The organism is Acinetobacter johnsonii ANC 3681 (assembly GCF_000368805.1).
Lineage (GTDB): Bacteria > Pseudomonadota > Gammaproteobacteria > Pseudomonadales > Moraxellaceae > Acinetobacter > Acinetobacter johnsonii.
The window spans coordinates 1,626,463-1,651,350 of sequence record NZ_KB849705.1; the positions used below are offsets into that span (position 1 = coordinate 1,626,463).

The window sequence follows — 24,888 nt, forward strand, 5'->3', positions numbered from 1 at the left end:
TTAGAGGTATTTGGCACTGTATTCATGCACAGTATCAATAAAGGCTTTCGGGTTTTCAGGGTCAACCCATTGAGTAATGCCGTGACCTAAGTTTGCAACATAACCTGTTTTCTCACCGCCTGCATAAGCGTCATCTAACATAGTTTTGGTGGCTTTCACGATGGTGTCATGCGAACCATATAATGTTGCAGGGTCTAAGTTACCTTGCAGTGCCGCACGGCCAGCCACCGTTTGGCGAGCCACATTCAATGACGTCGTCCAATCTAGACCAAAAGCATCCGCCCCTGTTGCCACCATTGGCTCTAGCCACTGACCGCCACCTTTGGTGAATAAAATCACAGGCACTTTACGTCCTTCATTTTCACGCTTTAAACCTGCAACAATTTTTTGCATGTATTTTAAAGAAAATTCTAAATATTCACGGTGTGCCAATGCCCCGCCCCAGCTGTCAAAAATCTGTACGGCTTGAGCACCTGCATCAATTTGCGCATTTAGATAATCAATCACCGCATCAGCCAAACGATCAAGCAATGCATGTAAAACTTCAGGTTGCGCATACATCATTTGCTTGGTGAAACGGAAATCTTTGCTCGAACCGCCTTCAACCATATAAGTTGCCAGCGTCCAAGGACTGCCTGAAAAACCAATTAATGGCACTTGGCCGCCAAGCGCTGAACGGATCGTCTTGACCGCATTCATCACATAGTCGAGATCAGACGCGGCATTAAACTGAGGTAAGTTCGCCACATCTTGTTCAGTACGAACTGTTTTATGAAATTTAGGCCCTTCCCCAGCTTCAAAATACAGCCCTAAACCCAAAGCATCGGGTACAGTTAAAATATCTGAAAATAAAATGGCAGCGTCGAGCTCATAACGACGTAAAGGCTGTAAAGTTACTTCACACGCAAATTCGTTATTTTTACACAGCGAAAGGAAATCACCCGCTTGTGCACGGGTTGCACGATATTCAGGTAAATAACGCCCTGCTTGACGCATCATCCAGACGGGTGTGGTATCTACAGGTTCACGTAATAAAGCACGTAGAAAACGATCATTTTTAAGCGTCGTCATTTACTTTCCCATCTCAATTAAATTTGCTCACCATCATAACAAAAAGGTCGAATTTTTAATAACTTCTCATAACACTAAAATTCGATCAGGACAAAGATGCAAACGAATATTTACACAAAACAAATACTGCATCTCCATCTTTTTTCTGTAATACTTCACTAGTTTTTACTTTGTAAATGAATAATTCTTAAGGTTGAATTACATGTTCGTTCGCACAATACTCGCGATGAGTTTAAGTTGCATTCTTGCTGGTACAGCGTTTGCTGCATCTACTACTGAACAACCCTTGACGCCAAAAAAGATCATTGATACTTCAGTTCAAGATCCTATTGATCCTTTAGCAACAGATGTCGCTTCAGCTTCTACTGCGGTTGCAAATAGCCAAATTACAGCAAAAGAACAAGCAGACTTAAACCAAGCTTCGCAAACTTTAGATCAACTTGAACAATCTGAAGATAAAACCGCTGACGTTGGTGCTGCACCAAGCAAAACCACCCCTGCACCGACCACCACGACGACCAATCCTGCTGCGGCTAAAGCATCGTGGACATTAAATGGTCTAAACAGTGCAGAATGGTTTGACAATATTGGTAAAGGCCAATTCCCTGTCTATGCACGTGCTCACGTGATGCTGAATAATGCACATGCGTCTCCGGGTGCAATTGATGGCATGAGCGGTAAAAATACCCTCAAAGCCATTGCTTCGTTCCAGCAAATGAGCGGTTTAAAAGCAACAGGCACTTTAACCAAAGAAACTTGGGATGCCCTACTGGCAAGCCAAGGTTCTAAGCCTGCATTTATTGAATACACCATTACCGAAGCAGACCTAAAAGGTCCTTATGCCGCATCAATTCCACGCGATTATGCACTACAAGCCAAAATGAAAGGTTTGTATTACACTCGCGTGACTGAAATGTTGGGTGAAAAGTTCCATATGGATGAAGACTTCTTGCAGAAGTTAAATCCAAAAGCAACCTTCAAAAAAGCGGGCGAAAAAATTATTGTGGCCAATATCCGCAATGAAGTGCCAGAAGACATTCATTTGATTGTTGCACACAAAGGTGCAAAACAGCTGTATTTATTTAACAGCCGCAACCAAATGATTGGTTCTTTCCCTGCAACCATTGGTAGCTCGGACACTCCATCGCCAGCGGGTACCTATAAAGTCACTGGTGTTGCACCAAATCCATGGTATAGCTACTCGCCAAGTAACTTTGTACAGGGCAAAAACTTAAAACCACTTTCTCTACCACCGGGTCCAAACGGTCCTGTAGGGAATATCTGGATTGGTTTAAGCAAAAAATCATTTGGTATCCACGGTACGCCAAACCCTTCTGCTATTTCTAAAACAGCATCACACGGTTGTATCCGTTTGACCAACTGGGATGCCAATGATCTTGGCAAAAAAGTGAAGTCAGGTGTAACGGTTAAATTCTTAGAATAATTGGCTTTCTAAGGCATTTACGCTATAAAAGGTGTTCTCTTGAGAGCACCTTTTTTCAATTACAACAATATAAAAATGACGATGAATGCTTTAAAAATAATACTGCCCGTGGCCTGCTTACTATCTTTCTCAACTTATAGCTTTGCCGAATTAGATGAAGAAATAGTGACCAGCGTGGATGCTTCTGCTTATGTGGTGGAATCTGACAATCCATTCGACAGTCTGGATGATCATGAAAAAATCCGTCATCCGCAATACATTCCAGAGCAAGATAGCCTCAGAGATCCACTTTTGAATGCACGCTATTATGTCATCGCAGGCAAATCTCCGATTCACTATTACGCGATTCGAACGGGGCAAAAGCCTAAACTGCTTTATTTAAACTCGCCCCACTCTGCAGTTTTTTCAATAGGCGAGGCTTATGCTGAAAATCGAGAAAAAATCACCCTACAGCCCCAATTCAACAACACCGTCAAAGATTATGAGCTGTTTTCGATTATGCCTGTCGCTCAGCATTTCGCTCTGATATTTCGTACTCGCTATGCCTATACCCCTACAGAGTTGAAAGCCAATGCGGCCATGAACGCCATCTATGCCAACAATCGCTACCGATACAGCTATGAAATTATTGAAATCGACACGAATGGCAAACAGCTTCACCGCGTACAATTTGTGGCTCCTGCCATTGAAGATGGGATGAGTTTTGGCCCCAAATGGGACGAGGACTCATCGGATTATAATAATGTAATACTGGAATACAGCACCAAGTCCCCAGGCGACTACCAAACCGTACACCCTTATAACCTTGAAACCCGCTATGAATACAAACAAGGTCAATTGAAGCACTTTGAACAAAAAGTTCTGCTCACCGCCAGTGACAAAGTGTTCTTAAAGAATCCACCCAACTCGATTAATTATGAAAATTATCTCGATGATCAAGATGTACCACTCTCCGTTGAAAGCAGTACTTGCCTTGATGACTATTTTGTTTTTAAAGACAAAGCAGCTCCACTCGATGTGAAATGGGGCAATGACTGGATGCAACAGCAGCCGAAGTTGCATCAACAATTTTTAGCTGAATATGCTCAAGGCAAAAACTACGTCTGGAAAGATTTCCGTGTGCGGTATTGTGATTTAGACTAAGACTGCTATGTTGCGTTTAATCATTTCAATATTGAAACGCAACATTGCAAATTCACTATTTTAGCGATAAATATAAAACGCTAAAATTACTCCATAGATTAAAAATAAGATTGGAGTTCAAAATGGATGCTTTCATTCATCGCAGTCAAGACCGCGGTCATGTCAATATCGGTTGGCTAGAGTCTAAACACAGCTTTTCTTTTGGCAGTTGGTATAACCCTAAATATATGGGCGTGAGTGCTCTACGTGTCATCAATGACGACGTGATCGCGGGCCATCAAGGTTTTGGACAACACCCCCATGACAATATGGAAATCTTGACCTGTGTGATCAAAGGCACCATCACCCATAAAGACAGCATGGGCAACCACGGCGGTATTTCTGCAGGTGAATGGCAACTGATGAGTGCAGGTACGGGTGTACAGCACAGTGAAATGAATCAGGGTGATGAGCCAGTACATTTGCTACAAATTTGGATTACCCCAAATCAAAGAGATGCAGCGCCAACCTATCAACAGATTCGTCTTGATCCGCATGAGCAACCAAATCAATGGTATGTGATCTGTGGTCCAAATGACAATGCTGCAATGCATATTCGTCAAGATGCCGAAGTCAAAACCGCTGTAATTGAGAAAGATCAAATACTAGAAGTTAAAGCTACACAGCATATTAACTACGTGCATGTGATTTCAGGTTCAATCCAAGTTGCAGAACATACTCTTCATGCAGGTGACGCAATTGCGTTCTTAGAAGCAAGTGACGTTAAAGCCTTGGAAGATGCACAAATGATTTGGTTTGATTTGCCTGAAGTCAGATAAGTCATCACTCACAATAAAAAGCCAACGTCTCGACGTTGGCTTTTTTAATGCAGAACTCAAGCATTTTTTCATTTAGCTTAGAGAAAGTTCACCGCAAGTAACGCTACAGCAGCAGGTAAGGCTTGGATGTAGATAATTTTCTTACTGGCGGTCAACCCACCATAAATCCCAGCAACCAAAACGCAGCCTAAAAAGAAATTGGCCAGTGGCAGTGCATAAGTTTCAGGTGCACATAATGCCCAAAATAAACCTGCAGCCAAGAAACCATTGTATAAACCCTGATTTTGCGCCATGATTTTAGTCAGTTGTGCTTTTTCAGGCGTATTGCCAAAGGCCTTTAAGCCATAGGGCTTATCCCATAAAAACATCTCTAAAACTAAAATATACACATGCAACAGTGCAATTAAAGTAATTAAAATTTGTCCCATCATACGTTTTATCCTTATTTTTGATGAATGATGCTAGATCAGCTTCACAGCTGATCTAGGTCGAAACTCTTAGGGTTTCAAAAGTACTTTACCCTGACGTGCGCCTTGCGTCGCTTTCAGTGCAGCATCTTTAATTTGAGCAAAGCTGAAGATGCCTTCAACAGGCAGCAGTAATTTTTTCTGTGCAGCAAGCGTCAATAACTCCACAATTAACTCCTTTTTACGTTCAGCAGACAATTGCTTATTCACCACACTTGCCCAAAAACCTTTGACTGTGGCTTGTTTAAAAATCAGATCTCCCGAAGAAATCTGCATGGTCTCACCCGTCATACTACCAAATGAAACCAATAGACTATTTTCACTCAGCAAAGCCAACATTTCACCACTGGCCTGACCGCCAATGGAGTCTACACCTGCGATCAGTGGCTGATCTGCATGAATCGCTTTGACTTGTTCTTTCCAATCAGCTTGGTCTGTTGCTACCACATTTTGAATGCCTAAGGTCTGCATTTCAGCTACAGCCTTAGTACGGCGAACCAAATGAATTACCTTTTGACCACGCGCTTTTGCAATCATTGCCACGGTTTTACCCACCGCACCATTGGCAGTGTTCTGAATCAACCACGAATCTACTGGTAAATCGATAAAATCTAAAAGCATCAGTGCACTGATCGGCATCCCAATCAACTGCGCTGCCGTTTCATCATCAATAGCGTCAGTTAAAGGCACGATGCCATGTGCTGGCGCAATAAAATACTCAGCCCAACTGCCATGAACTGCAGCAACTGCTACACGCTGCCCTACCGATACGCCTTGTACACCCTCACCAAGCGCATCAATCACGCCCACAGCTTCGCTACCACCAATTGCAGGCAGTGTTGGTTTATAACCATAACTACCACGCACTGTCCACACATCGTGGTTATGCATTGGCGATAGAATCATTTTAATACGTACTTCACCCGCTTTCGGTTCAGGTTGCGGCATATCTGCAGCTTCCAAGACGTCAACAGGTTCACCAAAATGGTGATGAATAATACTTTGCATTTGCTATTCCTTTATCGGCTGTAATAGTTGTTGGGTAGTTTCCAAAGCGAGGTAAAGGGGCTGCTTATCTCGGGCCAGTCTTGCCAATAAAGCTGCTCCCAACCACAATTGATACATGGTTTGTGCCATTTTTTCAGCGTCAATATGCGCTGGAATTGAACCATCTTGCTGCCCGGCTTGGATTAGACCCGAAATACGTTCTGTTAACTTACGCACCCCGAAGTTCAAAATCTGACGCATATCTTCAGATAAATCTGAGACTTCTGCTGCCAACTTGACGATCAGACAGTTCTCCGCCCATCCCCCATCGCTATGATGTTCAACATCACTTTCAATATGCGATGGGTTATCAATCCATGCTTGCCAAAGTGCCACGAGACTTGCATAGGCGCTTCGCTGTTCTTGCTGTATCAGCTGATTGATTTTGACTTTATAGTCGGCCAGATACTGCTGAAGTAGCGCACAGCCGAAAGCCTCTTTCGAAGCAAAGTAGTAATAGAATGAACCTTTCGGCACATCACAATTCTTTAGAATTTCCTGTAAGCCCACTCCGACAAAACCTTTATGTAATACCAGTTGAAAACTGCTATTTAAAATGTGTAGTCGTGTTGCTTCACTTTTATCTGATCGTTTCATATCCACACTATAAATCAATAATAGACCAGTCGTCTATAAAATAATGCATCTACCTTTGATACTTCATCTCGAATCATTGGATTACATATAAATTTTGCTGATTAAATTTTAGATATAAATGATTGAAATAAATGTTACATTATACTATAACACTAATTTTCAATTCATCTTATGTCTACACCTTCACAACGTTTACAAGCGATTGACGCCCTCAGAGGATTGGTTATTCTGATTATGATGGTCGACCATGTCAGAGAAACTTTTTATCTCCACCAGCAAGTCCCCGACCCGATGCTGATTCCAGGAACCGAAGAATCCCTTTTCTTTAGCCGAATCTTGGCTCACTTATGTGCCCCTGTTTTTGTGGTATTAACAGGCTTATCGGCTTATCTTTACCAAGCAAAAAACAACAGTGTTCAAATGACACGTGAATTTTTACTCAAACGCGGTCTATTTCTGATTTTTCTCGAACTAATCATTATCAACTTCGCTTGGACTGGACAGTTCCCGCCCGATGTCATCTATTTACAAGTGATTTGGGCCATTGGTCTCAGTATGGTGGTTTTAGCAGGCTTGATTGGGCTATCGCAAAAATGGCTTTGGGTGATCAGTCTCAGCATTATTTTTGGACATAATACGCTGGATCAAGTGTCATTTTCACAAATATCGATCCTGCAAAATCTGTGGTTTGTTTTACATGAACGTGGTTGGATCGAATTTGGAGATCTGATTCGTTTTAGAACCTCTTACCCAGTACTGCCTTGGATTGGGGTGATTGCCCTCGGCTATTGCATCGGTCATACCATATTTAACAGTACATACGATGTCGCAAAAAGAAATCAAATCTTGTTAGGCTTCGGACTTGCAAGTATCAGCTTATTTATCGTTTTAAGAATGATCAATCTCTATGGCGACCAAGCATGGTCAGTCATGCCGACCAGCACTGAAACCATTATGAGTTTTTTGAACTTGACCAAGTATCCGCCATCGCTGCTGTTTATTTTGTGGAATGTCGGGCTAGGCTTAGTCCTGTTAGTGTTACTTCAAAGGGTTGAAAGTAAACCTTGGATCAAACCCTTGATTATCTTTGGTTCCGTGCCGATGTTTTTCTATATCGTACACTTATATGTGCTGAAAGCCCTCTATCTCATTGCAGTCGCACTGTTTGGCACGACCCATGGCGAATACTTTGGCGTCGATCATGTCTCCACCCTCTGGCTCATTTCGATTATTTTAACTGTAGCTCACTATCCCTTGATGTTGAAATTTTCAGCCTTTAAACATAAAAACAAACATATTCGCATTCTTAAATACCTTTAAGGGTTTAAGGTGTATAGCCAATTTCACTGAAACAAGATTGATGCTTAGTCCAACGAGGCATCAATCTTGACCTTATATTGGGTTATGAATCATGGCGCTTATATGCACAGTACTGCCCTGCTTCAACTGTTATAAACAGACCTAGTCTGCACATGTTTGAGCAACGCCTGTCTTTTGATAAGAACAATAGAAGAACCCTGCACACGATACCATGATAATTGACACCCCTATCATTTGATAAAGGTTTAAATTTTCACCTAAAATGAACCATCCCGCCAATGCACTGATGATTGGTGAAGCACTTAACAACACCCCAAATATTTTGGGTGACAAACGCTTCATTGCAAAAATATCCAGTAAAAATGGAATACAACTCGACAGCAATGACACCACAATGCATAGACCGAATACCTCATATGTACTAAAAGCCTGTCCAACATTAGATATTCCAAAAGGAACAATACATAGCGTCGCAATCATCATGCCAATTGCTACCGTGTTACTGCCGCCTTTGGCCACTTTGGTTCCATAGATAATATACAGTCCCCAGCAGATGGCAGCACCAAGCGCATATAACATGCCAATATAGCTAAAGTTATTATCCACCTTCCCTAAGGGAAATAAGATCAAACCAATCAGCGATAAGCCACCCCAGACAAAGTCCGATTTATTTCGTGACATAAAAATAGCCACAGCCAAAGGCCCTAAGACCTCAATTGAAATCGCGATCCCGACCGACATATAGGAAAAGGCTTTATAAATGAGTAAATTCATCAAGCTTAAAATCACGCCATAACAAAAGAGATCTTTCCATTCCATGCTGTTTTGACGAAAAGTTTTCCATGGCTGAAATACAATCCATAAAAAGACTGCGGATAAACCTAAACGCACCAAAGCGACCGTTTCAGCTCCGAGGATGGGAAAAAGCATTTTTGCAAATGCAGCACCCACTTGTACTGAAATTAAAGACAATACGGCTGCGAAAAGTGCTGTTTCTTGTTTATGTATCATCATGTATGAAACGACCCAAGGAGAAAATTTACTTTGCTTTGGTGAGTAATACTAAGCAGATTGAAATTAAAACCATCCCAATCCAACCGATTGGTGCAAGTTGTTCTCCCACCAACAGGATTGCAAAAACAGCGGCAACCAAAGGTTCAAATAAGGTCAAGGTAATGGCTTTACTGGCGGGTACGGTTTTTAAGCCATATCCAAATAAAACATAGCCCAAAAATATTGGAATCAACATCATATACCCCACGACATAAAGGTTGATGTTTTCTTCAAACAAGTTTGAACCTGTTATCCATAAAGTCGGAAGTAATAATAAAGAACCAAGTCCGAAGATAAGCCCCATTGACGCTTTTGCATCCATTCCTTGGTCAATCATTCGTTTTGCCGCCCAAGAATATAAAGCATAGGTCAATCCCGCAACCGCCCCTAAAGCAATACCCAACATTGGTCGGTTTTGGGACAAATGCTCCGTGGTTGCCACAACATGTGATTCCCCGAGAGAAAGTAGCGCAACGCCCGTCACGCCCAATACGAAACTCATCAACCATGTCATCGAAAGTGCTTTTCGGTCAAACACCCTTTCTAAAAGTGCGGTAAATAAAGGCGCCGTACCAATCGACACGACCGTACCAATGGTGATGCCTGCATAGTGCATCGATGAATAAAAGGCCAAAGGATAAATAAAAACCGCAATTACGCCTACACCGAGCATCACCGCATTGGCTTTGATATGTGCCAGATGGTAGATAATACTTTTTCGCGCCAAAAGTGCCTGTAACAGTCCTCCACCGCCCATTGCGGCAGCGCCAACAGCCAAAGGACTCAAATTAGGTGCAAAAGATGCGACTGTGCCCGTCGTTCCCCATAGAAAAGCAGCGAACAGCACCGCGATAAAACCATAATTCGGTACCGCAGAAACAGACTGATTCACGTGCTGATTTCCTGTGCTAAAAGTGTTTTCACCATCGCTGTTGCAGCTTGCACTTTTTCACTCGAGCTTTCCAAGCCTGCTCGCGCAATCGATCCCTCTAAAACAAAAGACAACAACAAAGCCATTTGTTTGACCTTGTCTGCGTCCGAAATGATAAGGGCAAGCTGTGTAGAGATAATGTTTTCAATTTCATCCTTATGCCGTTTTACAGCCAAGCGCTCGGCGCTGTGCGCTGGGAACTCAGCAGCAGCATTCAACAAACCACAGCCCCGAAAGCCTTTTTCATAGGCAAACTCAGCATGGTCTTGATAGGCTTCAAAAACCGCGACAATTTTATCAATAGGGGTATGGGCTTGTTGGTTTCGAAGCGCATACAAATCTAACCACTCTTGATGCCGTGCTTCTATATAAGAAGTGATCAAGTCAGCCTTGGTCGGGAAATTATTATATAAGGACATTTTGGCAACTTTGGCCTTATCGGTAATGCTGTTAATCCCTGTACTGGTGATGCCATCGTTATAAAACAAAATCGCGGCTGCATCTAAAATTTTCTGTTTCGCAGTTTTCGTATTCATCACACTCAACTAAGTAGACCGATCTACCTAATTTATAGAATCTGTAAAAATATGCAAGACACCTTTGCTTATTTAATGAAGGAAATATCAGATGAATCAAATACGGGAGAATACCCTTCAATCGACCCATCGCAATGGCGGTAGAAAAAAAACGAAACGGAACTATCGCTCTATACTTTTACAAATCATATGTAGTTCCAACTTATAGGTAAGAAGTTGCTAGATAAACCAAACGAAGGATGTTAAGAACCGTTCAGATGAAATTGAGAAACTTTCGAAAAACTGATCTACCAAAACGACTACTACATAGCACAACAGTGTAGTCTCTATAACTGCTTGTCTAAAAACGAATAGCGAATCTAAAAAGGGATCGAGTTGGACAACTCAAGCTATAGCTGAATACTATAAAAGAAGGTTAAATACCTTAAATAAAAAAAAGCAGTAAGAGAAGGTCTGACTGCTTTTTTTAGAATTTGATCACTGCCGATCTATGTGGTGTTCCCCACACTACTTGACGTAATGGCCCAACTTAAACTTGGGTTATCGATTAATGATTAGTTTTAATTTGTATTTAAAAATAATTTGGCGGAAGCGGTGAGATTCGAACTCACGGAGGACTCACACCCTCGTCGGTTTTCAAGACCGGTGCATTAAACCGCTCTGCCACGCTTCCATGGGCGACATCATATAAACATTCAATCTACTTGGCAAATACTTTTCTTCAAAAATCACACCAAGTGGCTAAAATTAAAGCAAAATCTTTTAGTTCTCTGAACTTTCAGGTCTGTCATAACGAATTGAATTGACATACCAGTGTTTTTTTCCAGTTGGCGTCAACACTTCAATTTCATCATCGACTTGTTTGGACAGTAAAGCACGTGCCATCGGCGAGTCGATGGAGATGTGCTGCGGGTGATGATCGTAAATTTCATCCACCCCGACGATGCGTAAGGTTTTTTGTTCCCCTGCGTCATTTTCAATTTCGACCCAAGCGCCAAAATAAATCTTGCCAGCCTGCTCTTCAGAAAAGTCGATAATACGAAGTTCTTCGAGGCGTTTTCCCAAGTAGCGAACCCGTCGATCAATCTTACGTAAGATCTGTTTGTTGTACTGATAATCCGCGTTTTCACTACGATCACCAAGGCTCGCCGCCCAGTTTACTTTCTTGGTAATTTCAGGGCGTTCTTCATGCCAAAGCTGCTTTAATTCCGCCACCAATTTGTCGTGACCTGCACGTGTAATTAAGTTTGATTTCATGATGAATGCCGTCTAAATCTGCTAATTGATTTACAACAAAGGATTATTTTATCCCTTATTTCTCCACAACAGAAGTTTATAAAATAAATTCCTGAATTAAATTAAATTGTTATGTTACATTTTTCAAAAAATATTGCACAAAATTTGACACTTTTAAAATTGATATATATTATGCGCTCATCTTAAATTAGTTGCCTATTTTTTAATCCATGTAGTTTTTCTACATAATCCTCTTAATCCCATGTCATTTTGAATGACGTCATGAATGCCCAACCTCTTATTGAATTTAGACAACTTGAACTCGTTTTAAGGCATGTTTTTGCCTTTGCGTTCTAGGGCATAAATTACTTGTAGCGGAGACAACATGCACAGTAGTTCAACTTCTGGATCGAGGCTTTGCCTTAATTCATTAACTTTCTCTCTCCCGTTGAAAGCCCTTGCTTTAAGTACTTTGTTAATTCCATTTCATAGTATTAATGCAAGTAAGACCTACCAGTATGATAACGTCGTCAATCATAATAAATTGACTGTCGTTTCAGTGGAAAACCCAACGACCGTTTTTAAAGATGGTCAGCATTTGCATGGTTTTGGTTATGACCTTGCACGTAACTATGCAGACAGCTTAAATGTAAAGCTAGACTTCAAAACCGTCCCCGATAACGCTACAGCACTGAAATGGGTCGTACAGGGCAAAGCAAATTTTGCAATGACGACGGCAAGTGTTCAAACGATTGAGCAAAAAAGTCTCGCAACCTTTTCTGCTACTTGTGGTGATTTAAACGTTTTACGTAAAAATGGCCTCAATACTGAGCTGAACTGGGTATTTAAACATGCGAATGATCCATTGACACAAACGGCGAGCGGATTTGTCTGCCGTGGTAAACAATCTGGTTCAATTGGTCAATTGGCCTCTTTTTACAACCGTAATGTCGTGAAGCCTGAAAACTGGAATACGATTCAACGCGATTTGCGTCAGCGTATGCCAATCTATAAGGCCAGTTTTAAAAGCACAGCGCAAAAGTACGATTTAGATTGGCACTTATTGGCAGCGATTGGTTATCAAGAGTCTTATCTTAAGCCGAACTCCGTTTCTCCCACGGGTGTACGTGGTTTGATGATGTTGACCAATAGCACAGCCAAAGCCATGGGTGTGAGTAACCGTACCGATCCAGCGCAAAGCATTCAAGGTGGTGCCAAGTACTACGACCAAATGCTGAGTCGCTATGATGATATTCCCTTTCCTGACCGGAACTGGTATGCACTGGTTGCGTACAATATGGGACCGGGTGCGGTGAATCAGATTCAAAAACGGATTCAGGCACAAGGTAAAGACCCTAATAACTGGCTCAATTTGTATGCTTACCTACAACAGAACCAAGCCAAAAATGGTCGCTACCGCCAAGCGCTTCAGTATGTGACGCGTATCCGGGCTTATCTTGAGCACATTAAAACCACGCCGCAGCTGGTCAATATCTAAAAGATCATCTCTATTGGCATAAAAAAAGCTTACCTATATAGGTAAGCTTTTTTTATTTCAGAATACTTAAGCCGTTTGCTCAAGCACTTTCTTAAATAAATCTTTTTGCTCTTGGCTTGGCTTCGCTGTTTGCAATGCCATCAACTGTGACATATCACCTTGAACTTTTATTTTACCCGTCATGAACGCTTGCATTGCTGCAGCCATATCAAACTCAAGGAACACTTTACGTAGTGTTTCAGCATCCATGTTCAAGGTTGTTTTCGCGTTTGAAGACAAGCCTTTTTTAATTGCGCCGCCATCTAAAGATAATTCGGTATTACCCGCATTGTCAGCAACAACTAAGTTAATTGCAAGATTCGCAAGTGCTGGCGGCAGGTTCAAATTCCCCGCTTGAGCAGTTAATGTTTCTACAGTTGAAAACCAATCATCAGTTAAAAAAGCAGGCATGATGTTTCCTCAATTCTTTGTTCGTTGTGTGCTGCCTATCCAGACGGCATCATTGTGAAGCTAAATACGCTCGGAGATTGTTATAGCATGTATATCCTACATGTGCCTAAAGTTTTTTGTACGTACCGTTCATATTTTATATTTCTTATACAAAGTTTATCAAAATCATCCACATAAAAAAAACACCAATCATTGATTGGTGTTTTGCATTGGCTTAACTGACAAAATTAGTCTGCTGCAAAGCCAAGATTAACCATGTTAATGCGTTTGTTCTCCGGTTCATCTTCCGTTGAACAACTTTCACCTTTAAAGTCGAATTCACGTTCGCTATCTAACGCTTCAAAGTCGAATAACTCACGATCTGCCAACTGCGATGGCGAAACATTCTGCAAGGCGCCAAAAATACTGTGTAGACGCTTTGGATGTGCTTTATCCCACTCACGCAACATGTCATTTAACATGGCACGTTGCAGATTTTCCTGAGAACCGCACAAGTTACACGGAATAATCGGGAACTGGCGCATTTCAGCATATTTAATGATGTCTTTTTCTTCCACATAAGCCAGTGGGCGAATCAAGATGTTCTTTTTATCTGACGATAACAATTTAGGAGGCATCGCCTTTAAGCTACCGCCATGGAATAAGTTCAAGAAGAAAGTCGCCAAGATATCATCACGGTGATGCCCCAACGCCACTTTGGTCGCGCCAATTTCTTGCGCAAAGCCGTATAAAGAGCCACGGCGTAAGCGTGAACAAACTGCACAGTAGGTTTTGCCTTCAGGCGTTAAACGTTTGGTGATGCTGTAGGTGTCTTTTTCTAAGATATAGTAGGGAATATTATTCTCTTCTAAATAACGTGGTAACACGTCCTCAGGGAAACCGGGTTGCTTCTGGTCCAAATTCACAGCCACCACATCAAAATTGATCGGTGCAATGCGTTTAAACTGCAACATAATATCGAGCAAGGTATAACTGTCCTTACCACCGGAGATGCAGACCATCACTTTATCGCCTTCTTCGATCATTTTAAAATCGCGAATGGCATGACCCACCTGACGGCGTAACTTTTTCAACAGACGATAATACGCAGAGCTAGTGGGTAGTTCTGGTTTAAAATTAAATCCCTGATTGGACTCAACTGGCGAGAACATAGACGAGTTAAACCTTAAAAAAAATACCGCGCAATTTTATCCGATTCACAGCCATCTCGCACCTAAAGAATGTAAATTCTCATAAATTGTCATTGCTGTCATATTCATGTATTGAAATCGGTTTAACTTTGAACGATTGCGTTCATATTTTAGCTGAACTGCTTATGTTTTGGACTTTTCCACATTTTTCCACAAAAGCTGGGGATAACTTTGTGGATTCTAATCGACTTGACAGGGTGTTCCCCCCACTCTTTAAGGCTTCTATTTAAATTGATCATTTTTTGATCTATTTATTTACTATTAAATTTCAACAACTTAACCCAGTCAAGCAATCCTCATTAAAAATAAATTAATTATTTTTTTTGATTACTTGCTCAACAATTTGACTTGATTTTTACAAAGTCATGGATTTTTTGAACTTAAAATAGTTTCAGACGGTTCTTTTTTTGCTAAACTCATTTCTAGTCACTGAAATCGATTTTTTTACGATTAATAATAGATAATGAAAAATAAGCTGCTTTTGAGTCGTTTTTACGTTTTGGGGTGTATGACGATTTCGTTCATGGCACTGGATTGTCACGCGGGTCAAACCATCTACCAATTGAGAGATTCCAACGGTACGACCTTGTTAACCAATAAACAAAGTCGTTATAGCAACCTAAAAGTCGAAAAGAAAACCTATTATCCAGACAGTAATATCCACAGTTATAGTAACTGGGGGGCTTCTGAATCTTCCGTGTTGCCCAGTTATAGTCGCAACAAAAATGCTTTTGACCACATTATTCGCCAAGCGGCTCAAACCCACGGCGTTTCTGAAGGCTTAATTAAAGCGGTCATGCATACCGAATCAGGCTTTAATGTCGATGCACGCTCACCTGTTGGGGCTCAGGGGCTTATGCAACTCATGCCTGCGACAGCACGGCGCTTTAATGTCTCTAATGCGTATGATCCACAGCAGAACATAAATGCAGGTGCCAAGTATTTGGCATGGCTGATGAAACGCTTTAACGGCAACACCAGTCTTGCGCTTGCAGGCTACAATGCTGGCGAAGGCAATGTACAAAAGTACGGTGGTATTCCACCCTTCCGTGAAACTCAAGACTATGTTCGCCGCGTGAGTAGCCGTTATAGCAATCTATATGCGGGCGGGATTAACATTTCTGCAGGCTCAAATAGCACACCAGCCAATGCTCAAGTCATTGCCCAATCTGCACATTACGATGCAGACTCTTCTCCAAGCACACAACTCAGTGTGAGTCGTAGCGCACCTTCACGCCAAATTATCCTCGCAGCCGATGGCAGTTTTACTGATGCGCCGGGTTCCTATGCCACAGCCAATGCAACCGCCTCTGCCCGCATTCAAATTTCAGAATAATTTTTATAGCAGTTTTATTATTTTTTCTTGAATTTTGAAGAGTTTCACCTCATATTGAGATCAATGATTTTCGATTTATAAATCAGATTATTTTTTTATTATAAGAGGATTTTCTCAATGATGCGGATTGGTTTGTTCTTGCTAACCAACCTCGCGGTACTGGTTGTAGCTGGCATTATCTTGTCACTCTTCGGTGTCGGTAGTTACCATGGCGCGGGTGGCTTAAATCTAGGTAACCTACTGGTTATCTGTTTTGTCTTTGGTATGGTTGGCTCAATGATTTCTCTATTCATGTCAAAATGGATGGCGAAAAAAACAACTGGTACAGAGTTAATTGACCCAAATGCCCCGCGCAACCAAGCTGAAGCATGGTTGTTACAAGAAGTCGCTCAATTGGCGCAACGTTCTGGTATTAAAATGCCAGAAGTCGGTATTTTCCCGTCTTACCAATCTAATGCTTTTGCTACAGGTTGGAACAAGAACGATGCATTAGTTGCAGTTTCTACCGGCTTACTTGAGCGTATGAATAAAGATGAGCTTCGTGCAGTCTTGGCTCACGAAATTGGTCACGTCGCCAATGGTGACATGGTGACTTTGGCGCTCGTTCAAGGTGTCGTGAACGCCTTTGTGATGTTCTTTGCACGTGTCGCAGGTGATTTCATTGACCGTAATGTCTTTGGTCGTGAAGAAGGTGAAGCACCAGGTTTAGCTTATTTTGCCATTACCATCGTGCTTGATATTGTCTTTGGTATTTTAGCTTCTGCAATCGTGATGTGGTTCTCCCGCTACCGCGAATATCGTGCAGATGAAGCAGGCGCGCGTCTTGCAGGCAAACAAGCAATGATTTCTGCCTTGTTGCGTTTACAAGCGGAGTCACAACTTCCAGATGCGATGCCTAAAGAAATGAAAGCGTTTGCTATCGCGGCAGGTCAAGAGCAAGGCTTTAGTTTAGCTGCTTTGTTCCAAACCCACCCAACGATTGAACAACGTGTTGCTGCTTTACAACAGCTCGATTGTCCATAAACAATTCGTTGACTAGATTTTAAAAAGCCTCCGCATGGAGGCTTTTTTTGTGACTCGGCATAAGAACATTTTTATTTAATCGTCACTTCGATACAGCGTAATAAACTGCCATTTGGGTCAATGATGCAAAACTGGCGGATCTCATCAAAATCCTGAATATCGGTCATACGGACAGTTTCCCACAACGACCAATTCACTTTAGATCAGTATTCATAATAGGGTTGAATTTCCGCTACGCGAATACAGGCACTATGCCATGAACTATTTGGGTCTAAATGCGGATGATGGAAAAACTCCAGTGTCATTTCGCCCAAACGCAGAATCACCCACTCTGCGGACTGATAAACCAGATCAAAGCCCAAGCTTTGATAAAATGAAGCAGTGCACGCCAAATCAATCGCTGGCAAATTTGCCGTAATCTGACCTTCAAATTTCATGAGTGGCTATCCTAAGTTTAGTCCCTGTAACCAATGCCACATCACACTACCACCCCACCACAATAAGCCCATAAAACACACCAAAAAGATCAGGCCAAACAAATCGGGGATGTGTAGCCAAAGCCATGCCACTACTGGATTTCGCCAAAATGCGGATTGTTGCTGTTTCTTTTCCAATTTTTCATGGAGAAAAGGATGCGTCAGATGATGTTCTGAATGGATTTGGTATTCTTCCCGAATATGGTCATGAACCACATCCAGTGCTTTACGACTCGGACGTATAAAAATATCAAACAATGTCCCTAACACAGGGATAAAACCGACCACAGCATCAATCATAGCCAGCTTCAATACTGGACTCAATTTCTCTTGCGGTACACCAATTTGCTTGGCTTTATAAATGGCATAACACGTTAGGGCAAAACCAGCGATATCACCAGCAATCGGAACAGTACTCAATGCGGCATCGGCACCGACACCCTGCTTGGTGAACGGAATACGCACCACAGAGTCCATCATATTGGCATATTTGGCCAAATCACGCTCTAACCGAATGACATCTTGCTGGCTCATTTTTTTTTGTTCTAAGGGTTCAGGCATGTTGTTACTGACCTCCATCATTTCAACCACTTTAACATCATAAAACCACTGAATTATGCTGCTTTTCATGACTTTTTTCTGTGCTAACTTTGTGCTGAAACAATTACTTATTAGCTTAAGACAAGGTCAGAATTTGCGATGCAATCAGCAGATATACCACCACGCCTGACGCATCACAAATTGAGGTGACCAAAGGTGCGGATGCACTGGCTGGGTCGAGTTTCATGCGGTTTAAGATAAACGGCAGACTCATACCAATCAAACAACCCATCAACACAATGCCCATCATACTCAGTGCCAATACTACAGCGACCAGAATATCCCCACGGAAATAGCCCAAAATGGAAACAGCTGTTGCCATAGTTCCGCCTAGACACAGCGCAACCAGACTTTCACGCCCTAGCAAATAAAACCAGTCTTTAAAATGTACGTCGCCAGTTGCCAGTGCACGTACCATTAAAGTGGCGGACTGTGACCCCGCATTTCCCCCACTTCCCACCAGTAAAGGAAGGAAAAATACCAAAACGATATGTGCCGCAATCAAGTCTTCAAAGTGTGCAATTCCTAGCCCCGAGAGTAAACTACCAAAAACCAGAAACACCAACCAAAACACCCGCTTCTGATACAGTAATAGGATTGGAGCCGTTTTAATACTCATCTGCGGACTGGCCGCAACCGCACTACTTTTTAGAATATCTTCTGTGGTTTCTTGTTGCACCACATCCATTGCATCGTCATAAGTCACAATCCCCAATAGACGCTGCTGCTCATCGACAATGGGCAAAGCCATAAAATCATAATGAGCCAGTTTCTGTGCAATACTTTCCTGATCCTCACTGACTAAACCCGTGATGACATGGCTGGTCATAACCTGTCCAATCAATTGCTCAGGCGGAGATTGGATAATTTGCCGCAGCGAAATCACCCCGTGTAAATAACGCGAGGCATCGGTCACATAGATGAGATATAAAGTTTCACTTTCCGCTGCATGCTGTCGTATATGTTGAATCGCCTGTTGCATGGTCATTTCGGCATGTACCGTAATGACTTCGGTGCTCATAATTGCACCCGCAGACTCGGCAGGATAATCCATCAAGGTCTTCAGCTGAGCTTGAACATGCGCGTCTAGCTGCGGAAAAATCTGACCTTGAACTTCTTGCGCCAAGCTTTGAAATAAATCGGTACGGTCATCCGAATGCATATGGGCCAGTAGCTTCAGCAACAAAGCCTGAGGCAATTTCGCTGCTAGCTGCTGCTGCTCGGTTAATGCTAAAAACTCAAAGACATAACTGGCTTGTGGTAATTGTTCCAATAGCCGAATTTGGTCATTTATAGGCAGGCCCATTAAAATATCAGCTAAATCCGCAGTGCTGTACTGTTTCAGACTTTGGATAAAAGCATGGTTATCGGGCTGATTTAATTGCTCTTGGAAATCTTGCTGTGAAAATGACGGATTTGGCATACACCACTCAAATATTGTTTTTCTTTATCTATGTGAGTATAGCAAAGGATCTTTAAATGTCAGGCCTTTCGGCCTGATTGGGTTAAAGGTTCGCTTTGCCTATTCGCTGCATACGAATGTTTCGGATTCAAGCTTAAACTTCGTCCTGAGGTGTTCGTCCATGAAACACACGGCGAACCAAGACATACATTAAAGGAATAAATAGCAATACCAACACCGTGCCAAAAATCACGCCACCGAGTACACTCACCCCAATTTCCTGACGACTTGCTGCCCCTGCACCAAAGGCAAAGACCAGAGGTGTGACACCCGCACCAAAAGCCAAAGACGTCATTAAAATCGGGCGTAACCGTAAGCTTGCTCCTTCCAACGCTGCTTCAATTGCTGTCTTGCCTTTTTGCTGCGCGAATGAAGCAAATTCCACAATTAAAATCGCATTTTTACAGGACAGACCAATTGTGGTCAGCAAGGCAATTTGGAAGTAAATATCATTCGGAAAACCCGTCAGATAACTGAACAAAATATTGCCACCGATACCGAGTGGAATCGCACTCATGACGGCTGTTGGAATACTCCAACTTTCATAAAGTGCAGCAAGGCATAAAAAGATAAAGCCTATGGAGACCAAATACAGCAGCAATGCTTGGTTATTGGACTGGTTTTCCTCAAACGATAATCCACTCCATGCCAGATCAATACCATCATGCCCTCGTACCATATCTTGTACGTCTTGCATGGCTTGTCCAGAACTAACATTTTGTGCTGTATCTGCTTCCATTTCTAGTGCGGTATAGCCCATAAAGCGATTCACCACCTCAGGGCCTCCACTCCAAGACACTTGAGCAAAATTTGTAAAAGGAATCATTTGGTTCAGATCATTACGTACGGTCCATGCTTGAAGATCATCAGGTTTTGAACGAAATTCGGCATCCCCTTGCATAATTACCCGCTTAATCCGACCACGGTCAATAAAGTCATTGATATAACTTCCGCCCCAAGCACTGGATAAAGTGCTATTAATAGCGGTCTGACTCAGTCCATTGGCCAAAGCTTGTTTTTGGTTTACATCCACTTTGAGCTCGGCTTTATCTGGATTAGAACGTTTATCTAAATTGCTAAAACTAGAATACTGCTTGGATGCGTCCTGCAAAGTTTTGAACTGTGCTTCTAAATAGGCCCGACCTTCGCCATTGATATCACGTATCCAAAACTCCATGCCATCGGTTTGCCCTAAGCCACTGACTGAGGACGGCATATTCACATTAAATTGTGCATTTCGATGCGATCTAAAATGAGCAATCGCCCGTTCTCGAATCGCTTGTGCGGAGTTCTCTTTCCCCTTACGATCATCCCAATGTTTCAGTGCAATAAAACCTTGACCTAAATTTTGTCCCGTCCCCGAGAAATTACGACCATAACGGATCATCACCAAATTGATATTGGCCTGTTCTTGGTCTAAAAAGTATTGGCGAATTTCTTCCCCAACCACACGGCTTTGACTCACCGGTGCACCATCGGCCAGTTTAAACTGGACACTTAAAATACCCTGATCTTCACTGGGAATAAAACTGGTCGGCAAAGCACGATAAAACAGCGCAAAGACGGCAATGAGCACCACAAAAACCACCAGCATGATTTTACTGTGCTGAATGGTCTGGCTACTCAGCTTTAAATAACGCTGTTTTAGCTGATCTAACTTCAGATTAAACCAAGTTGCCCATCGTGCCGATTTATCATTGGGTTTTAAAATTAAGGCACATAGTGCAGGCGTTAGAATTAATGCGACCAGCAGAGATAGCGCCATGGCAGCAACCAAGGTCATTGAAAACTGACGGTAGATCACTCCTGTCGAGCCACCGAAAAAGGCCATGGGAATAAACACTGCGGTTAACACCAAAGTAATCCCAATCAATGCCCCACTGATTTCCTGCATCGATGCAATCGAAGCTTGTTGAGCACTCATCTGCTGTTCATGCATCAGCCGTTCAACGTTTTCCACCACCACAATCGCATCATCCACCAAAAGCCCAATGGCTAAGACCAATGCAAATAAGGTTAAGGTGTTGATACTCATCCCGAGCACATACAGAATGGCCAGCGTGCCTAAAATTACAACAGGTACTGTGATGGTCGGAATCAGCGTTGCACGCCAATTTTGCAAAAAGACAAACATGACCACAATCACCAAAAGCACTGCTTCAAACAGTGTTTTGACCACTTCCTTAATCGACTCTTGCACAAAAGGCGTGTTATCACGTGGATAAACAATTTGATAGCCTTCAGGAAGTTTTGAGGACAATCGGCTGACTTCTTGTTTGATCAATGCCGAAGTTGCCAGTGCATTGGCCCCTGAAGACAGTGAAATACCCATGCCCGCTGAAGGGAAACCATTGATGGTATTAAATGACTGATAATTTTCCGCGCCTAGTTCCACCCGTGCGACGTCTTTTAAATAAATAAAACTGCCATCGCGGGTCGATTTAACAATGATGTTTTCGAATTCTTCAACGGTTTTTAGACGTGTACCGGAGGTGACTTTGGCATTTAAATATTGGTCTGACAGGCTAGGTAACTCACCAATTGCCCCTGCGGCCACTTGCGTGTTTTGCGCTTCAACCGCCGCACGAATATCACTCGGCATCAGTCCATATTGACGCAATTTGTGCGGATTCAGCCATAAGCGCATGGCATACTGTGCACCAAAAACATCAACCTCACCAACTCCATCAATACGGGCTAAATCTTGCTCCAAATGCGTCATCATATAATCAGACAGTGCAATATTGCTGCTTTTGCCTGTTTGGTCATATAGGCCAATCACCATATGCGTATCGCCAAGCGATTTATAGACATTGACCCCTTGACGCTGTACATCTTCAGGTAAGCGGTTAATCACTCCATTGATGGCATTTTGAACTTGCACCTGAGCGGTATCTGGGTCAGTTCCATTCTCAAAACTAATGCTGATTCGACTACGGCCATTCGAGTCACTGCTCGAACTAAAATACAGTAAATGATCAATCCCTTTAATTTGCTGCTCTAAAACCTGAGTAACGCTCTCCTCCACTGTCTCTGCTGACGCGCCTGTATATGTCGCACTCACCGTAATTCGAGGAGGTGCAATATCGGGGTAGCGCTCTACAGGCAACTGAAAGGTGGCAAATAAACCAAATGCCATCACGATAATCGCCAGCACACCAGCAAAAATTGGACGATGAATAAAAAATTTAGACAGCATGGGACTGCGGTACTCTTGGGTCTGAGGCTAGATCTAGAAACTGGTATCACTTCATGCTTGATCTTCTATGACGAATCATTAAAAAACAAGACTTAACAACATGAAATAGAACATTAGAGCTAAATATGAAGAAACTATGAAGAAAGCTTTTTGACCAATTGATGACATCCTGTAATTTTTCGCAATTTGTCATTGATCTGAGATATTAAAATTGAACACTGAGTCCGCAACACCACAATAAAATGTTGAGGAACACATGTTAAAAAGAACATTATTGAGTTTTATTTTTTTAGGCTTATTGGGCTGTCATCATGATCAGAAAGACAATGCAGCGTCCCAACCACCGCCAAACAACGCCGAATACATTGAGCCTAAACTCCTTATTATTGGACATCGTGGCGCCAGTGCGCTACGCCCTGAACACACCTTAGCCGCTTATCAAAAAGCAATTGATGACGGTGCAGATTTTATTGAGCCTGATTTGGTGCCAACTCTAGACGGTTATTTAATCGCTCGCCATGAAAATGAAATCGGAGGAACCACCAATGTCAGCAGCTTGCCGCAGTTTGCAGAGCGGAAGACCAGTAAAGTCGTTGATGGCGTAACTTACACAGGTTGGTTTACTGAAGACTTTACTTTAAACGAGCTGAAGCAACTGAAAGCACGAGAACGTATTCCAGAAATTCGCCCAGCGAATACCCAATATAATGATCAATTTGATCTGCCCACTTTAGATGAAATTATTGAACTCGTAGATGCGCACTATAAAAAGACAGGAAAAATTGTGGGCCTGTATATCGAAACCAAACATCCTAGCTATTTCCAAGGTCTCAATTTGGCCATGGAGCAACGCCTACTAACCACGCTGGCCAAACACACCTATAGTCGTGACATTGCACCAGTCTATATTCAGTCGTTTGAAGTCAGCAACTTAAAACAGATGCGTCAGCAGTTGGATCAATTAAAATCGATTCGACATGTCAAAATTATTCAACTCTATGGCGGCAAGTCCGAACAACCTGCCGATGCTGTGCTTGCCAAATCAACACTCCGCTATAGTGATATGGCAACACCTCAAGGCCTAAAAGACGTCGCAAGTTATGCGCATGGTGTTGGGCCAAGTAAAACCTATATCGTGCCGAATACTCAGCCAGCGACCCCGACCAGTTTTGTGAACGATGCACACACAGTGGGCTTAAAAGTACATCCTTATACCCTACGCCCTGAAAACAATTTCTTACCAGACTATTTAGACTGTAGCGCCATTGCCGCTGAAAAGTGCGAAAAAGGTGCGCTGGCTGAGTTTGAAATTTTCTTTAAAGCTGGAGTGGATGGTGTCTTTACCGATGATCCCGCTTTAGGTCGTCAAGCCGCCGATGCTTTTTTGAAAAAAATAGAATAAGTCACGCAAAGCAAACCAGACAACTGAGCAACTCGTTTACTTCCAACCCATATCCATCCTTGAACTATAGAGATTAAAAAGCAGGCTTTTTTAATCTCTTTCTCCTTATTTTAGGTGTACATAGATTAAGCACTTTTTGAATACTATAATTAAGTGACTTTTAATATAGATCATGTATTGTGGCTGAAATTTTAAAATGGTTGATGGTATGAGCCAATATTCCCCACTCAAAGGCAAGTCAGGTTTTAAACGTATTTTTAATGCAACTCATTATTCTATTTCAGGTTTTAAGGCCGCATTTGCGCACGAAGCAGCTTTTCGACAAGTCCTATTGATTAACCTGATTCTGATTCCAACAAGCTTTTTCTGTGAGGTCAGTCGCTTAGAACAAGCCCTCATGGTAGCCGTCTGTTTACTTGCAATTATTGTTGAATTGTTTAATTCAGCCATTGAGGCGATTGTGGATCGTATTTCATTGGAGCGCCATGAGCTTTCAAAAAATGCCAAAGACATGGGAAGTGCTGCACAGTTTGTTTCTTTAAGTATTATCTTTATTGTTTGGCTGCTGATTCTGATGCCTTAACGTTTT

At 42.3% G+C, this 24,888-nt stretch carries 23 protein-coding genes and 1 tRNA gene; 9 read left to right on the forward strand and 15 right to left on the reverse strand.

Annotated features, from left to right (window positions below):
- Positions 1–1,071 carry a uroporphyrinogen decarboxylase gene (gene hemE, locus F946_RS11990; protein ID WP_004982641.1) on the reverse strand — a complete coding sequence of 357 codons (1,071 nt, stop codon included), beginning with the start codon at positions 1,069–1,071 and terminating at the stop codon, positions 1–3.
- Positions 1,072–1,273: 202 nt separating this feature from the next.
- Here hemE and F946_RS11995 point away from each other — a divergent pair, with 202 nt between their 5' ends.
- From F946_RS11995 to F946_RS12005, 3 genes are all read left to right on the forward strand, one after another.
- Positions 1,274–2,515, forward strand: coding sequence for a L,D-transpeptidase family protein (locus F946_RS11995; RefSeq protein ID WP_004982643.1), 1,242 nt, complete (start codon positions 1,274–1,276; stop codon positions 2,513–2,515).
- Positions 2,516–2,596: 81 nt separating this feature from the next.
- Positions 2,597–3,658: a hypothetical protein gene (locus F946_RS12000; protein ID WP_228128109.1), complete on the forward strand. Its 1,062-nt coding sequence runs from the start codon at positions 2,597–2,599 to the stop codon at positions 3,656–3,658.
- 122 nt (positions 3,659–3,780) lie between these two features.
- Complete coding sequence (locus F946_RS12005; RefSeq protein WP_004982645.1) at positions 3,781–4,476, forward strand: pirin family protein; 696 nt, start codon at positions 3,781–3,783, stop codon at positions 4,474–4,476.
- A 77-nt stretch (positions 4,477–4,553) separates the two neighbouring features.
- Here the strand turns inward: F946_RS12005 and F946_RS12010 are convergent, their stop codons facing one another.
- From F946_RS12010 to F946_RS12020, 3 genes are all read right to left on the reverse strand, one after another.
- The gene (locus F946_RS12010; RefSeq protein ID WP_004982646.1) at positions 4,554–4,907 is read right to left on the reverse strand and encodes a DUF1304 domain-containing protein; all 354 of its coding nucleotides are present in this window, start codon (positions 4,905–4,907) and stop codon (positions 4,554–4,556) included.
- A 66-nt stretch (positions 4,908–4,973) separates the two neighbouring features.
- A complete protein-coding gene (locus F946_RS12015; protein ID WP_004982648.1) occupies positions 4,974–5,951 on the reverse strand; it encodes a zinc-binding dehydrogenase in 978 nt (325 codons plus the stop codon).
- 3 nt (positions 5,952–5,954) lie between these two features.
- A complete protein-coding gene (locus F946_RS12020) occupies positions 5,955–6,587 on the reverse strand; it encodes a TetR/AcrR family transcriptional regulator (protein WP_004982650.1) in 633 nt (210 codons plus the stop codon).
- 171 nt (positions 6,588–6,758) lie between these two features.
- Between F946_RS12020 and F946_RS12025 the strand changes: the two genes are divergently transcribed.
- A complete protein-coding gene (locus tag F946_RS12025) occupies positions 6,759–7,907 on the forward strand; it encodes an acetyltransferase domain-containing protein (protein ID WP_004982652.1) in 1,149 nt (382 codons plus the stop codon).
- A 141-nt stretch (positions 7,908–8,048) separates the two neighbouring features.
- On the opposite strand, the gene F946_RS12030 is transcribed toward F946_RS12025, so the two are convergent.
- The 5 genes from F946_RS12030 to greB form a co-directional block, all read right to left on the reverse strand.
- Positions 8,049–8,921 (reverse strand): EamA family transporter, encoded by an 873-nt coding sequence (locus tag F946_RS12030; protein ID WP_004982653.1) that lies wholly within the window; start codon positions 8,919–8,921, stop codon positions 8,049–8,051.
- A gap of 25 nt (positions 8,922–8,946) precedes the next feature.
- Positions 8,947–9,852 carry a DMT family transporter gene (locus F946_RS12035; protein WP_004982655.1) on the reverse strand — a complete coding sequence of 302 codons (906 nt, stop codon included), beginning with the start codon at positions 9,850–9,852 and terminating at the stop codon, positions 8,947–8,949.
- Positions 9,849–10,427 carry a TetR/AcrR family transcriptional regulator gene (locus tag F946_RS12040; RefSeq protein WP_004982657.1) on the reverse strand — a complete coding sequence of 193 codons (579 nt, stop codon included), beginning with the start codon at positions 10,425–10,427 and terminating at the stop codon, positions 9,849–9,851. Before F946_RS12040 ends, F946_RS12035 begins: the two co-directional genes overlap by 4 nt.
- Positions 10,428–11,010: 583 nt before the next feature.
- A tRNA-Ser gene (locus tag F946_RS12045) sits at positions 11,011–11,100 on the reverse strand.
- An 89-nt stretch (positions 11,101–11,189) separates the two neighbouring features.
- On the reverse strand, positions 11,190–11,684 hold the full coding sequence (gene greB, locus F946_RS12050) for a transcription elongation factor GreB (RefSeq protein ID WP_004695648.1): 495 nt from the start codon (positions 11,682–11,684) through the stop codon (positions 11,190–11,192).
- 364 nt (positions 11,685–12,048) lie between these two features.
- On the opposite strand from greB, the gene F946_RS12055 reads away from it, so the two are divergent.
- Positions 12,049–13,161, forward strand: a complete 1,113-nt coding sequence (locus F946_RS12055; RefSeq protein ID WP_004982658.1) for an MltF family protein — start codon at positions 12,049–12,051, stop codon at positions 13,159–13,161.
- Between the two features lie 66 nt (positions 13,162–13,227).
- Here the strand turns inward: F946_RS12055 and F946_RS12060 are convergent, their stop codons facing one another.
- Both F946_RS12060 and ttcA read right to left on the reverse strand, forming a co-directional pair.
- Positions 13,228–13,611: an SCP2 sterol-binding domain-containing protein gene (locus tag F946_RS12060; protein ID WP_004695646.1), complete on the reverse strand. Its 384-nt coding sequence runs from the start codon at positions 13,609–13,611 to the stop codon at positions 13,228–13,230.
- 227 nt (positions 13,612–13,838) lie between these two features.
- A complete protein-coding gene (gene ttcA, locus F946_RS12065; RefSeq protein WP_004695645.1) occupies positions 13,839–14,762 on the reverse strand; it encodes a tRNA 2-thiocytidine(32) synthetase TtcA in 924 nt (307 codons plus the stop codon).
- 502 nt (positions 14,763–15,264) lie between these two features.
- Here ttcA and F946_RS12070 point away from each other — a divergent pair.
- Both F946_RS12070 and htpX read left to right on the forward strand, forming a co-directional pair.
- The gene (locus F946_RS12070) at positions 15,265–16,137 is read left to right on the forward strand and encodes a lytic transglycosylase domain-containing protein (RefSeq protein WP_004982661.1); all 873 of its coding nucleotides are present in this window, start codon (positions 15,265–15,267) and stop codon (positions 16,135–16,137) included.
- 117 nt (positions 16,138–16,254) lie between these two features.
- On the forward strand, positions 16,255–17,160 hold the full coding sequence (gene htpX / locus F946_RS12075; protein ID WP_004982663.1) for a protease HtpX: 906 nt from the start codon (positions 16,255–16,257) through the stop codon (positions 17,158–17,160).
- 203 nt (positions 17,161–17,363) lie between these two features.
- Here htpX and F946_RS17430 read toward each other — a convergent pair whose 3' ends face one another.
- From F946_RS17430 to F946_RS12095, 4 genes are all read right to left on the reverse strand, one after another.
- Positions 17,364–17,597 carry a VOC family protein gene (locus F946_RS17430; RefSeq protein ID WP_004982665.1) on the reverse strand — a complete coding sequence of 78 codons (234 nt, stop codon included), beginning with the start codon at positions 17,595–17,597 and terminating at the stop codon, positions 17,364–17,366.
- A 6-nt stretch (positions 17,598–17,603) separates the two neighbouring features.
- Positions 17,604–18,197 (reverse strand): DUF4112 domain-containing protein, encoded by a 594-nt coding sequence (locus tag F946_RS12085; protein ID WP_004982666.1) that lies wholly within the window; start codon positions 18,195–18,197, stop codon positions 17,604–17,606.
- Between the two features lie 115 nt (positions 18,198–18,312).
- A complete protein-coding gene (mgtE, locus tag F946_RS12090; protein ID WP_004982668.1) occupies positions 18,313–19,659 on the reverse strand; it encodes a magnesium transporter in 1,347 nt (448 codons plus the stop codon).
- Positions 19,660–19,792: 133 nt separating this feature from the next.
- Positions 19,793–22,897 carry a multidrug efflux RND transporter permease subunit gene (locus tag F946_RS12095; protein WP_004982670.1) on the reverse strand — a complete coding sequence of 1,035 codons (3,105 nt, stop codon included), beginning with the start codon at positions 22,895–22,897 and terminating at the stop codon, positions 19,793–19,795.
- Between the two features lie 256 nt (positions 22,898–23,153).
- Between F946_RS12095 and F946_RS12100 the strand changes: the two genes are divergently transcribed.
- Both F946_RS12100 and F946_RS12105 read left to right on the forward strand, forming a co-directional pair.
- A complete protein-coding gene (locus tag F946_RS12100; protein ID WP_004982671.1) occupies positions 23,154–24,299 on the forward strand; it encodes a glycerophosphodiester phosphodiesterase in 1,146 nt (381 codons plus the stop codon).
- Between the two features lie 208 nt (positions 24,300–24,507).
- Positions 24,508–24,882, forward strand: a complete 375-nt coding sequence (locus F946_RS12105) for a diacylglycerol kinase (RefSeq protein ID WP_035326984.1) — start codon at positions 24,508–24,510, stop codon at positions 24,880–24,882.
- Positions 24,883–24,888: the final 6 nt, after the last annotated feature.

Bases quoted from the DNA above. Each gene is read 5' to 3' on its own strand.
- hemE (WP_004982641.1), bottom strand. From the start codon at position 1,071: ATGACGACGCTTAAAAATGATCGTTTTCTACGTGCTTTATTACGTGAA.
- F946_RS11995 (WP_004982643.1), top strand. From the start codon at position 1,274: ATGTTCGTTCGCACAATACTCGCGATGAGTTTAAGTTGCATTCTTGCT.
- F946_RS12000 (WP_228128109.1), top strand. From the start codon at position 2,597: ATGAATGCTTTAAAAATAATACTGCCCGTGGCCTGCTTACTATCTTTC.
- F946_RS12005 (WP_004982645.1), top strand. From the start codon at position 3,781: ATGGATGCTTTCATTCATCGCAGTCAAGACCGCGGTCATGTCAATATC.
- F946_RS12010 (WP_004982646.1), bottom strand. From the start codon at position 4,907: ATGATGGGACAAATTTTAATTACTTTAATTGCACTGTTGCATGTGTAT.
- F946_RS12015 (WP_004982648.1), bottom strand. From the start codon at position 5,951: ATGCAAAGTATTATTCATCACCATTTTGGTGAACCTGTTGACGTCTTG.
- F946_RS12020 (WP_004982650.1), bottom strand. From the start codon at position 6,587: ATGAAACGATCAGATAAAAGTGAAGCAACACGACTACACATTTTAAAT.
- F946_RS12025 (WP_004982652.1), top strand. From the start codon at position 6,759: ATGTCTACACCTTCACAACGTTTACAAGCGATTGACGCCCTCAGAGGA.
- F946_RS12030 (WP_004982653.1), bottom strand. From the start codon at position 8,921: ATGATGATACATAAACAAGAAACAGCACTTTTCGCAGCCGTATTGTCT.
- F946_RS12040 (WP_004982657.1), bottom strand. From the start codon at position 10,427: ATGAATACGAAAACTGCGAAACAGAAAATTTTAGATGCAGCCGCGATT.
- greB (WP_004695648.1), bottom strand. From the start codon at position 11,684: ATGAAATCAAACTTAATTACACGTGCAGGTCACGACAAATTGGTGGCG.
- F946_RS12055 (WP_004982658.1), top strand. From the start codon at position 12,049: ATGCACAGTAGTTCAACTTCTGGATCGAGGCTTTGCCTTAATTCATTA.
- F946_RS12060 (WP_004695646.1), bottom strand. From the start codon at position 13,611: ATGCCTGCTTTTTTAACTGATGATTGGTTTTCAACTGTAGAAACATTA.
- ttcA (WP_004695645.1), bottom strand. From the start codon at position 14,762: ATGTTCTCGCCAGTTGAGTCCAATCAGGGATTTAATTTTAAACCAGAA.
- F946_RS12070 (WP_004982661.1), top strand. From the start codon at position 15,265: ATGAAAAATAAGCTGCTTTTGAGTCGTTTTTACGTTTTGGGGTGTATG.
- htpX (WP_004982663.1), top strand. From the start codon at position 16,255: ATGATGCGGATTGGTTTGTTCTTGCTAACCAACCTCGCGGTACTGGTT.
- F946_RS17430 (WP_004982665.1), bottom strand. From the start codon at position 17,597: ATGAAATTTGAAGGTCAGATTACGGCAAATTTGCCAGCGATTGATTTG.
- F946_RS12085 (WP_004982666.1), bottom strand. From the start codon at position 18,197: ATGCCTGAACCCTTAGAACAAAAAAAAATGAGCCAGCAAGATGTCATT.
- mgtE (WP_004982668.1), bottom strand. From the start codon at position 19,659: ATGCCAAATCCGTCATTTTCACAGCAAGATTTCCAAGAGCAATTAAAT.
- F946_RS12095 (WP_004982670.1), bottom strand. From the start codon at position 22,897: ATGCTGTCTAAATTTTTTATTCATCGTCCAATTTTTGCTGGTGTGCTG.
- F946_RS12100 (WP_004982671.1), top strand. From the start codon at position 23,154: ATGTTAAAAAGAACATTATTGAGTTTTATTTTTTTAGGCTTATTGGGC.
- F946_RS12105 (WP_035326984.1), top strand. From the start codon at position 24,508: ATGAGCCAATATTCCCCACTCAAAGGCAAGTCAGGTTTTAAACGTATT.